This window comes from Acinetobacter portensis (genome assembly GCF_023158935.1).
GTDB lineage: Bacteria > Pseudomonadota > Gammaproteobacteria > Pseudomonadales > Moraxellaceae > Acinetobacter > Acinetobacter faecalis.
Genome location: NZ_CP096120.1, coordinates 2,264,006 through 2,275,667, shown reverse-complemented (window position 1 = coordinate 2,275,667; position 11,662 = coordinate 2,264,006). Strand labels below are relative to the sequence as shown.

General features: G+C 36.5%; 11 protein-coding genes. 5 read left to right on the top strand and 6 right to left on the bottom strand.

Features of this window, described 5'->3' with window-relative positions; genetic code table 11:
- Positions 1-11: 11 nt before the first annotated feature.
- Together lpxO and MZO21_RS11325 are read left to right on the top strand one after the other, a co-directional pair.
- Positions 12-926, top strand: coding sequence for a lipid A hydroxylase LpxO (lpxO, locus tag MZO21_RS11330; RefSeq protein ID WP_248103404.1), 915 nt, complete (start codon positions 12-14; stop codon positions 924-926).
- A gap of 129 nt (positions 927-1,055) precedes the next feature.
- Entirely contained in the window at positions 1,056-1,472 is a 417-nt protein-coding gene (locus tag MZO21_RS11325; RefSeq protein WP_248103401.1) for a PH domain-containing protein, read from the top strand.
- Between the two features lie 10 nt (positions 1,473-1,482).
- Here MZO21_RS11325 and MZO21_RS11320 read toward each other — a convergent pair whose 3' ends face one another.
- Positions 1,483-2,535 (bottom strand): AAA family ATPase, encoded by a 1,053-nt coding sequence (locus tag MZO21_RS11320; RefSeq protein ID WP_248103398.1) that lies wholly within the window; start codon positions 2,533-2,535, stop codon positions 1,483-1,485.
- A 187-nt stretch (positions 2,536-2,722) separates the two neighbouring features.
- On the opposite strand from MZO21_RS11320, the gene uvrC reads away from it, so the two are divergent.
- A complete protein-coding gene (gene uvrC / locus MZO21_RS11315; RefSeq protein WP_248103395.1) occupies positions 2,723-4,522 on the top strand; it encodes an excinuclease ABC subunit UvrC in 1,800 nt (599 codons plus the stop codon).
- Positions 4,523-4,668: 146 nt separating this feature from the next.
- A complete protein-coding gene (gene pgsA, locus MZO21_RS11310; RefSeq protein WP_154772061.1) occupies positions 4,669-5,256 on the top strand; it encodes a CDP-diacylglycerol--glycerol-3-phosphate 3-phosphatidyltransferase in 588 nt (195 codons plus the stop codon).
- Between the two features lie 64 nt (positions 5,257-5,320).
- Here pgsA and MZO21_RS11305 read toward each other — a convergent pair whose 3' ends face one another.
- Positions 5,321-7,123 (bottom strand): ABC transporter ATP-binding protein, encoded by a 1,803-nt coding sequence (locus MZO21_RS11305; protein ID WP_248103392.1) that lies wholly within the window; start codon positions 7,121-7,123, stop codon positions 5,321-5,323.
- A 135-nt stretch (positions 7,124-7,258) separates the two neighbouring features.
- Between MZO21_RS11305 and MZO21_RS11300 the strand changes: the two genes are divergently transcribed.
- Positions 7,259-7,891, top strand: a complete 633-nt coding sequence (locus MZO21_RS11300) for an alpha-ketoglutarate-dependent dioxygenase AlkB family protein (protein ID WP_248103389.1) — start codon at positions 7,259-7,261, stop codon at positions 7,889-7,891.
- Positions 7,892-7,937: 46 nt separating this feature from the next.
- Here MZO21_RS11300 and MZO21_RS11295 read toward each other — a convergent pair whose 3' ends face one another.
- The 4 genes from MZO21_RS11295 to recN all read right to left on the bottom strand — a co-directional run bounded on the left by MZO21_RS11295 (position 7,938) and on the right by recN (position 11,661).
- Complete coding sequence (locus MZO21_RS11295; protein WP_248103386.1) at positions 7,938-8,717, bottom strand: IclR family transcriptional regulator; 780 nt, start codon at positions 8,715-8,717, stop codon at positions 7,938-7,940.
- Positions 8,718-8,907: 190 nt separating this feature from the next.
- Positions 8,908-9,351 carry a Holliday junction resolvase RuvX gene (gene ruvX / locus MZO21_RS11290; protein ID WP_154772000.1) on the bottom strand — a complete coding sequence of 148 codons (444 nt, stop codon included), beginning with the start codon at positions 9,349-9,351 and terminating at the stop codon, positions 8,908-8,910.
- The gene (locus tag MZO21_RS11285; protein ID WP_248103383.1) at positions 9,344-9,898 is read right to left on the bottom strand and encodes a YqgE/AlgH family protein; all 555 of its coding nucleotides are present in this window, start codon (positions 9,896-9,898) and stop codon (positions 9,344-9,346) included. Before MZO21_RS11285 ends, ruvX begins: the two co-directional genes overlap by 8 nt.
- Positions 9,899-9,999: 101 nt before the next feature.
- Positions 10,000-11,661 (bottom strand): DNA repair protein RecN, encoded by a 1,662-nt coding sequence (recN, locus tag MZO21_RS11280; protein ID WP_248103380.1) that lies wholly within the window; start codon positions 11,659-11,661, stop codon positions 10,000-10,002.
- Between the last annotated feature and the right edge of the window lies 1 nt (position 11,662).

Below are 11,662 nucleotides of genomic sequence, written 5' to 3'. Positions count from 1 at the left end.
TAGGTAGTTTTATGATTAAGTGGATTATTTTGGCAATTTTTGTTGCTTCTGCACTGTATATCCAGCGTCGGGGCAAGGTTCGCCACACGTTTTATCGTCAATTTTTTGACCATTCAACAATTCTTGCACCCATTAACTTTCTAATGTACAAATTTTCGAAAGTGCCTAATCAACCTTATATCGATACGCAACATTTTAAAGACTTGAAAGTGTTAGATGAAAACTGGGAAATGATTCGTGATGAAGCGAAAGCCTTGTATGAACAAGGTGGTATTAAGGCTTCTGAAAAATACGATGATTTGGGTTTTAACTCATTCTTCAAAACAGGTTGGAAGCGTTTTTACCTAAAATGGTACGATTCTGCGCATCCATCTGCTGCTGAGCTTTGCCCAAAAACGACAGCACTTTTGAGAACCTTGCCAAGCATTAAAGCTGCAATGTTTACAGAGCTTGCACCCGATAGTCGTTTAGTGCGACATCGTGATCCTTATGCAGGTTCATTGCGTTATCACTTAGGTTTAATGACGCCAAATGATGATCGATGCTTTATTGATGTAGATGGCGAGCGTTATTCTTGGCGTGATGGTGAAAGTGTCGTTTTTGATGAAACTTATATTCACTATGCTGAAAATAAAACAGAACAGAACCGCATTATTTTCTTTGCCGATGTTGAGCGTCCTTTAAAGTCAAAAGTGATGGAACGTTTTAATCATTGGTTTGGTAAAAAAGTAATGACTGCTGCAAGTTCACCAAATGAATCGAATGATAAAACAGGTGGCTTAAATAAGGCATTTGGTTATATTTATCAAATTCGTGTTAAAGCCAAAGCATTGAAAAAAACCAATAAAGGTCTTTATTACTTCTTGAAGTGGTTCATTATGTTCGGATTATTCTTCCTGATTTTTGTTCGACCATATGTTTTTTAAAAAATTGTACTTTGTATGATATTAAAAGCGCTCCTAGGGGCGTTTTTTTATAACCGTTTTTTGTAATAGTGATTCATTTTGAGCATGTGGGATTATCGTATAGAATGAAGTAAAAGAAGGTGAATATTCATGCAAAAATTTAGATCAAAAAAAGAATGGTGGGTGTTGGCATTTATTGTTTGTATGACAGGCTTAATTATTCAATTGCTTGTAACGATGCAGGCGAAGGGGAATATAGCGGCATATCCTGTACATACAGCAACGTATGTTATTACGGTGTTTATTTTGTGGTGGCCGATCGTTAATACGCGCTATATTGTAGATGAAAAATATTTAACAATTCATTGCATGTTTTTAACGTGGAAAATTCAACTGACAGATATTCAACGAATTTCAAAGACAAATAATTCAGTTGCATCACCAGCGTTGTCGCTAGATCGTTTAAAAGTTGAATATACAAAAAATGGAGAAAACAAATTTATTTTGGTTTCTCCTAAGCAGCAAAAAGCATTTTGTGATGCTTTAAATATGCAATTAGCACCTTAAAATTTAAGTTTTAGTTCATCTCAATAATTTTAAAATGACCACCTTGATAATCTAATTCAAGGTGGTTTTTTTCTGGATGATTTAAAAAGTAAATAGCCAAAATGGGTTCGAGTTCTGTTCGAATTTTACGTGCTAAATGTCGTGCACCATACCGAATATCATGGTCTTTATAAAAGTATTCTTTGGCTTTTAAACTCAGTTGAATATTACGATTTTGGTGCTGTAAGCGTTTATTCAGTTTCTCTAATTCAATTTCAACTAAGCGTGGTAAGGCATCTTCTAAAACCGCTTGATAATGTAATGTGCGATCAATTCGATTTAAAAATTCAGGATCAAATTTACGTTGCATGACTTTTTCGATAATGGTTTTAGTCGGTACACGCTTTAAGCATAAGTTTTGAATTTTTTGTGGCAATACATTGAGTTTATCTAAATATTGTTGAGCAGCTTGCGCACCAATATTACTGGTCATGAAAATCATACAATTTCTAAAATCTATGGTTTTAGTACCAGCAGTTAACGTGAGTTTTCCTGTATCTAATACGTTCATTAGTCCACGAATAACTTCAGGCGAAGCTTTTTCAAGTTCATCAAATAGCATTATTCCCGGGCGAGTATGGCTGCCATTAATTGCCGTTTCATCAAATAAACTATGTCCTTCTTTAGAGCCAACATAGCCGGGAGGTGCGCCTGTGAGTGCGGCAGCATAATGTTCTTGAGCCAATGTATTCATATCAATACGGCAAAAGGCATCGGGTTGTCCATAAATTGCTTGAGCAATTAAGCGTACAGTTTCCGTTTTTCCTACACCTGTTGGACCAAGCATCAGCGTTACAGCAAGTGGGCGCTCTGGACTTGAAAAATCAGCTTTAACCACATGCAACATTTTTTCAATTTCATTGAGTGCATGGTCTTGTCCAATAATTTGTGAACGAAGCAATTCCATGACTTTGTTTGGTTCAAAGTGAAAGCGTGGCTGACCAATCAAACGATTTTTGTCAGATGTACGTAAAGTGGATGTGCTGGGTTGTACAACATGAATCGTAGAATTGGCTGTGGTCATTGTGGTTAAATCTCAAATCTCGCTATTTTGAGCATATCAAATTCGTGATTTATCACTCATAGTTTTTAGCAATCAGATCATCGTTAAAAGATTATATTTACGCATGATGATATTCAAAGTGACTTGAAATTTAGAGTGGAAACAGCACATCATGTAGCGATAGATTAAATCTAAATTAAGGCGCAGAGTGAACGAAAACGCACGAAATAATATTGAGAAAATTTTAGCGAATATGACCAATTTACCTGGTGTTTACCGCATGTTAGGTAAAGATGGTGAGTTGTTGTATGTCGGGAAAGCTAAGAATTTAAAAAATCGTGTATCGAGTTACTTTGTAAAAACCATTGAGCATCCGAAAACTCAAGCCTTAGTCGCTCGTATTTATGACATTGAAACGCTAATTGTCCGTTCTGAGACGGAAGCGTTATTGCTTGAACAAAACCTGATTAAACTGCATCGTCCGCCATATAATATTATGTTGCGGGATGATAAATCTTACGTTTATATCTTTGTTTCGGCAGATAAGCCTTATCCACGTATTGCAAGTGGGCGAGGTAAAGGCAAGCATCAAGTTGGTAAGTTTTTTGGACCTTATCCAAGTGCTTATAATGCACGTGATACTTTGGTTGTTTTACAAAAATTATTTAATGTTCGCCAATGTGAAAATAGCTATTTTTCACAGCGTAAACGCCCATGTTTGCAGTATCAAATTAAGCGTTGCTCTGCGCCGTGTGTAGGTTTAATTTCACCAGAAGTATATAAAGAAGATATTGATAACTCGATTCGTTTTTTGCAAGGTGATACCAAAGAATTAAACCAAGAATTAATTTCAAAAATGGAAGCAGCAGCAGAAGCTTTAGAGTTTGAAAAAGCTGTTTTTTACCGTGATCGCATGGCATTGCTTCGTGATGTTCAGGCACAACAGGCTATTTATAAAGTAAAAGGTGAGGCAGATATTATTGCCATTGCTTACCATGCAGGCGTGACATGTGTGCAAATTATGCATGTGCGTAATGGCAAAATGTTGGGTGGAAAAAGTTATTTTCCAGATATGCAAGGCGATGATTTAGGGCAAATGTTATCTGACTTTCTAGCCAACTTTTATTTCCAAGTTGCAGATGAAGTACCTACAGAACTCATTGTAAATACTGAAATTCCAGATAGAAAAGAACTAGAAGATGCATTGCATCAACACTTCGAAAAGAAAGTTCATATTAAGCATAATGTGCGTGAAACACGTGCAGAATGGCTCGAGCTTGCACAAATGAATGTGCAACATGCCATTAAAGGAAAACTTGCGAATCATTTTGAATTAAATGAGCGTTTTCATCAGCTTGAACAGGTGCTTAGCAGACCCATCGACAGCATAGAATGCTTTGATATTTCACATACGATGGGTGAGGAAACGGTCGCATCTTGCGTTGTTTTTGATAGTGGCGGTGCGCGTAAACGTGATTATCGTCAATTTTCTATTACAGATATTACCGCAGGCGATGATTACGCTGCGATGCGACAAGCTTTAACGCGTCGTTATAAAAAACATATGTTGCCCGATTTGCTACTTATAGATGGGGGCAAAGGGCAATTACATATGGCAATGGAAGTCATGCAAGAGCTAGGTTTAGAAGCCTTTATGGTGGGTGTTTCTAAAGGTGAGGGGCGTAAACCCGGCTTGGAAACGCTTCACTTTACAGATGGCGAAAAAATTCAATTAGCAGAAGACCATAAAGCGTTGCATTTAATTCAACAAATTCGGGATGAAGCACATCGTTTTGCGATTACTAAACATAGAGCTAAACGAGATAAAAAACGAGGCTCTTCTATACTTGAAGTGATTCCGGGTTTAGGGCCAAAACGACGACGTGATTTGTTAACACATTTTGGTGGTATACAAGGCGTGTTGAAAGCTTCTGAAAAAGACCTGACTTTGGTTCCTGGTTTGGGCGATTTGATGGCGCGTACAATTTATAAAATTTTGCATGAGTAAGGCATAAATATCACAGAAAGCTTGGGGGTGTTTTCTTCGTGACACCGTTCGGGATTTCGTATAAAGTGAGCGCTATTAACGATGGATAAAACCTTAGCATTTATGTGAATTAAATTTTACATGAAGGGGAAAAATTGGCGATGTCTATGACCACAGGTCGAATCCTGAATATTCCGAATATATTAACCTTAGCGCGTATTGCTCTTATTCCTGTATTTTTATTGGTGGCATATTGGCCTCCTGCAATTGGTGTAAATGAGCATACTGGTGGTATGACTCGTCACTTAATTCTTACTGCAATTTTTGTTGTTGCTGCTGTAACGGACTGGTTCGATGGCTATTTGGCACGAACACTGAATCAAACATCTGCATTTGGGCGCTTTTTAGACCCTGTTGCAGATAAATTGATGGTAGCAGCCGCTTTAATTGTTCTTGTGCAATGGCAACCTTCTATTTCTATGGCATTTGCTGCAATTGTGATTATTTCACGTGAAATTACAGTTTCTGCTTTACGTGAATGGATGGCCGAACTTGGCGCACGTACAAATGTTGCGGTATCTACAGTTGGCAAATATAAAACTGCATTCCAAATGATTGCAATTTCAGTATTTTTACTGAATTGGCCGCCTTTAGAAATGTTGGCATATGCATTGTTATACACTGCTGTTGTTCTAACTTTATGGTCAATGTTTATTTACTTAAAAGCAGCTTGGCCGTACCTAAAACAGCCGTAAAAGATTTTGTAAAAAAGCTCCGAAATATCGGAGCTTTTTTTATTTCTTTCAATTATATAGTGAATTAACTATGCGTTTCTTCTTCAGCGTCATCTTCAAAGGTTTTGGCAATTTTTTCAATATTTAAGCTCTTTGCCATAGCATCAAAAATTTCCTTATAAACACCATCTTGATGATAAAGCGCATCGTGTTCGCCATGTTCTGCAATTGCACCATCTTTCATCACATAGGTGTAATCGGCATCAATAATTTGCGACAAGCTATGTGAAATCATAATCACAGTTCGCCCTTGTTTAATTTCATCTAAGCTTTGTTTAATTTGCTCACTTGCAATGGCATCTAAACTTGCAGTGGGTTCATCTAAGAAAATAATTGGTGGATTTTTTAAGAACATTCGAGCCAAGGCAATACGCTGTTGTTGACCGCCTGAAAGCATTAAGGCATCGGCATCGTAAGCATTTGGAAGCTGTAATATTTGTTCGTGAATAGACGCTTTTTTTGCCGCAACAATAACGTCTTCTAAGGTCGCATTGGTTTTGCCATAACGAATATTCTCGAAAATTGAACCTTGGAAAATATGATTCTTTTGTAAGACTAATCCAATATGTTCACGTAAATAATGCGTATCTATATCTTGAAGATCTATGCCGTCGATACAAATTTTTCCATCTTTAGGTTCATAAAATTTATCGAGCAAACTAATGAGGGTCGATTTTCCTGCACCCGATAAGCCAACCAATGCGGTAATTTTGTTGGGACGAATTTCCATGTTGATATTCTTTAAAGCATGGTGCCCATTTGGATAGTAAAAGTTGACATTTTCAAGGGTAAACTTGCCTTGAATTGATGGTTTTTTTATTCCACTTGATTCAATTTCATGGTCTGCTTCTAGTATGTTAAAGAAGCTTTCTGAGTAAATCATAGCGTCATTAACTTCATCATAAATACGATGCAATGAGCGAATAGGCGCAGATACGTTATTGAATAACAAAACGTGGTACATAATCATGCCAATACTCATTTGCCCATCAAGCACAAAATAAGCTGTAAGAATAATAATGAGCACAATACCAATTTGTTCAATAAAGGTTTTTAAACCATCGAATAAGAAACTCACTTGGCGAGTTTGCATTTGATTTTCGGTTAGTTCTTTTTGTAATTTAAGTTGTTTCGATGATTCAATACTTTCACGGTTAAATGATTTAATGACCGTAATGGAGTTAATAATACCTAAAATGCCTTGGCTCTTTTTTTCACGTCCATCTCGTAAATTACGTCGCCATCCACCCAATTTTTGTGCTTGTTTATAGGTAAGCCAAAAGTAAATAGGTACAATAATTGTTGCGACCAAGCCCACATAAAAATTGGCATAATACATTAAACCTAAAGCGACAAAAGCACTGGTAAATAAAGGTAAAATATCAATAAAAAAGATTTGAACTAAACGAGTAAGTGAGCCAATCCCACGGTCTATTCGGGTTTGCAGTTTACCTGCCTGATTATTATCTTCATTGAAAAATGACAGTCGGTAAGTGAGGAATTTTTCAATAATGCCTTGCGCTAAATCTTGTGAAACAAAGATTCTTAATTTTTCGCCATAAAATTTTTGTCCAAATTGAACGAAGGCATTTAATATTTCTTTACCCAATAATATTGCGGTAATTGTAATTAAAATATGCCAACCTTCACTTAAGCCCAAACCTGCTTCTACAAGTTTATTTATGCTGTCTACTGCATATTGAAGCGTAAGGGCATTCACCTGAGCGGTTAGAGAGCCAATAAGTGTAAGAATGAGTGTTGCAATAACAAGAAGTCTATATGGTCGAACAAATGGTCTTAGTTTTTGAAAGAGATGCCATAAATTCATAATGAATAATTCTTATTTTTAAACATGAATTTAAGTCTATTCCTGAATGTGAATTTCGACAAGTTAGCTTGATGTTTTGATTTGTGAATAGGCAATGCGTTAAGCTCAATTGAAAGCCTAGAAAATAATTTGAAAATGAACTTTGAACTATTTGAACCCGACCATAAAGAAAATATTTTACCTTGCGATGGCGTGGTGAAAGATTTTGGTTTGATTTTAAATACAGAACAAAGCGAGAAATATCTACAATATTTTCTACAGCATTTAGCATGGAAAAATGACGAAGTTCATTTACATGGAAAGTACTTTAAAACAGATCGAAAAATTGCTTGGTATGGCGATGAACATTTTCAATATCAATATTCAGGCACATTAAAAGAAGCTTTGGTGTGGAATGCAGGATTATTTCGTTTAAAGAAACATATTGAGCAATTAGTTGGACACTCTTTTAATTCGTGCTTGGCAAACTTATATGAAAATGGCACACAAGGTATGGGATGGCACAGCGATAATGAATTAGCGTTGTCACCGAAAACAGGCGAGGAAACAGTTATTGCTTCTTTGAGTTTTGGCGCTACGCGTAAGTTTAGTTTTAAGCATAAATTTAAAGATCATAAAGTTGATATGTTGCTACAAAGTGGACAACTTATTGTTATGCGTGGGCAAACCCAAAAATATTGGAAGCATGCTTTAATGAAATCGACCAGAATTTTAGAACCTAGAGTAAATTTAACATTTCGATATTTTTATCCAAATTCAGAAGCATAAAAAAGCCCACATAAACGTGGGCTTTTGCATTTATATGTCATTGGTTCTAGCTTAGAGTTTCTGAGATGTTCATAGAGCTAGCAACTTTTTTCTCAATTAACTCTGCATTTTCCTGCAAAATTGTAATGAGTTTTTGCAAGTTCACAAATTCAAAGCGATTTTTAGAAGCCAAAAGTGTTAATGCTAATGGTGCTTCTTTTGTTGAAAATTTAATAGGAACAGAAACAGCAGCAATATTTGGATCGAGCTCGCCATTTGAAAAATAATATCCTTGTTTCTTAATTTTTTTCATTTTCATTAAGAAATCATCTGCACTGTGTGCGAAATCGACTTCGGCAAGTTGCTTAGAAAAGCGTTGGTAATAATCTAAAATTCCTTGCTTTGGTAAATGCGCAATCATAATTTTTGCAGATGAACTGACAAAAACTGGGCGAGGGCAACCACGACCATATGAAAGTAACGATGCATTTTTATAAACTTCATCATGAAGGTCTATACAAGAATCATAATTTAAGTGTGTGAGTAAGCAGGAAAATTCAGTACATTCTACAATTTCGCGCATAAAAGGGATGCTAATTTGTACTAAAGGATCTGTTGTGCGAGAAATATAATCGAGTACGGCAATTTTTGAACCAAGCGTGTAGTCGCCAGATGTACCACTAATTCTTTGTAATAATTCAGCTGATACGAGTTCTTTTAAGTAGCGGTAACTTGTTGGTTTAGATAAACCAAGCTCCTCACTAATAATATCGACATTAATAATTGGGCGAGATAATGAAAAAAGATCTAAAACTGTGAGAATTTTACCGAAACTGGAAATTGCCATAGTTACCTACTTAGTTGAAATTAGAGAACATCTGAACAAGAGTTACTATATATCAAAAATATAAAGATCGAACATTGCTTTTGAAAGAGAATTTAATTTATAAGTTTTCATTAAATTAATGTATAAAGAATAAGCTTATTGCAATAAAAAGCATCCAAATTTGGATGCTTTTTTATAACTAAATTAATATTTAAGGCGTTAAACCTTCAGGGTTTCGATACCAACTCTCAATGAATAAAGCTGCTGCAATACTATCTGCTGACAGTTTTTTGCCACGACCTTGTGCTTGGTAATGATCCAGTTCATCGCGTGCTTCACGAGTTGTTAAACGCTCATCAACCATTAAGGTTTCAATGTTTGTTTGATGACGTAAACGACGTGCAAATTTACGCGCACGCGTTGAAAGTTCAGATTCAGTATCATCCATATTTAAAGGTAGACCGACTAAAAATAACGTCGGTTGATACTGTTTCACAATTTTTAAAAGCTCATCCCAATTTGGAATGCCATCTTTCATTGGAAATAAAGCAAGGGGATTGGCACTTTCAATCAGAGATTGACCAACGGCCATTCCCATTTTTTGAGTACCAAAGTCGAACGCCATAATCATTTGTGGCGCAGATAAATCAGGCATGACCAATCTCGGAAGATAACCATGTACGGTCTACGCCCATTTTTTTATAGGCAGCATCCCAACGGTCGTCATAAGGTAAGTTAAAAATTAAATCCATATCGGAATCGCAAATGAGCCAATCACCACGTGCAATTTCTTGCTCTAATTGGTTTTTGTCCCAACTTGCATAGCCTAACGCAACTTGGTAACGACCAACACCTTCATTATGTGCAATTGCATCTAAAATATCTTTAGAGGTGGTAATACACACATTTTCACCAATGGCTATTGAAGAATGCCAAGTTGGTTGCCCTGTATGTAAAACGAAGCCTGCTTCGGGGCGTAAAGGACCACCTTGTAAAACTTCATGCGGATTTACATGATCTGCTTCAATATCGAGATCATTTAAAAGTTCTTTAATTTGAAGACCTGACGGACGGTTGATAATAATCCCTTGAGCACCATCTTCATCGTGACGAGCTAAATAGATGACGGTATTTGCAAAGAATTCATCATCCATATCTGGTGGAGCAATAAGACAACGATGCATCAAATATTGTTTCGGCACCTAGGCTGCTCTCCTTATTTTATTGTTCAAATGTCATTTAACTTACACGTTACAAGAGCTTTGATGTTTCAACAAATGATTTCTCATCTATTTCAAACGACTTAAGCAGGTTGAAACTTTAATTGACGAAGTTGTTTTGCATGTTGCAATGTAGTTTCGTTAATTTCGATACCACCTGTCATGCGAGCAAGTTCTAAAACGCGATCATCTTCTTCTAAGTCTAAAATTGTGCTGCTTGCTGGGTCAGTTTGGCGTTTTTTCACAAGTAGATGTTGATCTGATTGTGCTGCAACTTGCGCTTGATGCGTAATACATAAAATTTGAACGTGCTGTGCCAAACCTGCAAGTAAACGTCCAACTATTTCTGCTGTACCACCGCTAATACCAACATCAATTTCATCGAATACCAAAACTTCAGATTCAGTTTTTTCCGCATTCATAACTTGCATAACAAGGGCAATACGCGACAATTCACCGCCAGAAGCAACACGAGCTAAAGGTTGAGGTGGTATACCTTTATTGGCTGTAAATAGAAGTTGAATGAAGCTTAAACCTTCACTTGATGCTTGTTCTAAAGGTTCAAACTTAAACTCAAAATGAGCTTCAGGAAGTGCAAGTTGTTTGACTTGTTCTGTTAAATGTTTTGCTAAAGGAAGTGAGGCTTCACGACGAATATCATCTAAATGCTGTGCTTTTCCTAAGAAGTCTTGATGTGATGCCTCAACTTGTTCAGCTAAAGTTTCAGGATCTTCAAGCTGATGAAGCTGTTCTAATTCAGTTTGCCAAGCTTCATATTCTTCTTTCAGTGTTTCAGGTTGCGTTCTATATTTACGCGCTAAACGATGGAAAACTTCCAATTTAGAGTTTAACTCTTCCATGCGTTCAGGGTCGAAACTTTGCTTGTCGATGAAATGACGTAAATTAGACGTTGCATCATCTAATTCACTTTGCGCATTGACTAAAGATGTATAAATTTCAGATAGTTTTTCACTACGCCCAGAATGTGATTCTAAGCGTCTTAAAATAGAAGCAACTTCTTGATTAATATTTTGTTCAGCATCATCTAAAGCCGTTAAACCGTAACCGCAATCTTGCATGATATGTTCGTGATGGCTTAAGCGGTCAAACTCTTGTTCAATTTCGCTATAGTCCACTTGAACAACTTCTTCAAGCTCTTCAAGTTGAAGATTAAGCGTATCAATACGTTGTTTACGTGTCGCTTGAGCGTCTAATGCTGCTTGATGTTGACGAATATCTTTTTGCCATTTGCTATAAGCATCTCGAACAGCTTGAGCAGGGGCATGAAAATTACTATAACGATCTAACCAATGTTTAGGATAAGGCGGTTCTAAAAGTTGTTGTTGGCTATGTTGGCTATAAAGTTGAACCAATAATCGTCCAATTTCTTTTAATTCAGACAAACTGCTTGGTCTGCCATTAATCCATGCTTTACTACGACCTGTTGCGAAAATTACGCGACGTAAATGAATTTCACCTAACTCATCATCTAGTTCTTGTTCTTTTAACCAAAGTGCTTCTGCGCTGCCATCTTTATAGCTGAATGTTGCGGTTACATCTGCTTTTTCAGCACCATAACGCACATAATTGGTATCTGTTCTTTCGCCAAGGCATGCAGAAAGTGCATCAAGCAATAAAGATTTACCTGCGCCTGTTTCACCTGTTAAGACGTTGAAACCTTTTTCAATATCAATAGCTAAGTGTTCGGCTAAGGCAAAATTAATCAGAGTTAAATGTGTCAGCATA

Excerpts from the sequence above, each read along its gene's own strand:
- lpxO (WP_248103404.1), top strand. The coding sequence starts at position 12 with ATGATTAAGTGGATTATTTTGGCAATTTTTGTTGCTTCTGCACTGTAT.
- MZO21_RS11325 (WP_248103401.1), top strand. The coding sequence starts at position 1,056 with ATGCAAAAATTTAGATCAAAAAAAGAATGGTGGGTGTTGGCATTTATT.
- MZO21_RS11320 (WP_248103398.1), bottom strand. The coding sequence starts at position 2,535 with ATGACCACAGCCAATTCTACGATTCATGTTGTACAACCCAGCACATCC.
- pgsA (WP_154772061.1), top strand. The coding sequence starts at position 4,669 with ATGACCACAGGTCGAATCCTGAATATTCCGAATATATTAACCTTAGCG.
- MZO21_RS11305 (WP_248103392.1), bottom strand. The coding sequence starts at position 7,123 with ATGAATTTATGGCATCTCTTTCAAAAACTAAGACCATTTGTTCGACCA.
- MZO21_RS11300 (WP_248103389.1), top strand. The coding sequence starts at position 7,259 with ATGAACTTTGAACTATTTGAACCCGACCATAAAGAAAATATTTTACCT.
- MZO21_RS11295 (WP_248103386.1), bottom strand. The coding sequence starts at position 8,717 with ATGGCAATTTCCAGTTTCGGTAAAATTCTCACAGTTTTAGATCTTTTT.
- ruvX (WP_154772000.1), bottom strand. The coding sequence starts at position 9,351 with ATGCCTGATTTATCTGCGCCACAAATGATTATGGCGTTCGACTTTGGT.
- recN (WP_248103380.1), bottom strand. The coding sequence starts at position 11,661 with ATGCTGACACATTTAACTCTGATTAATTTTGCCTTAGCCGAACACTTA.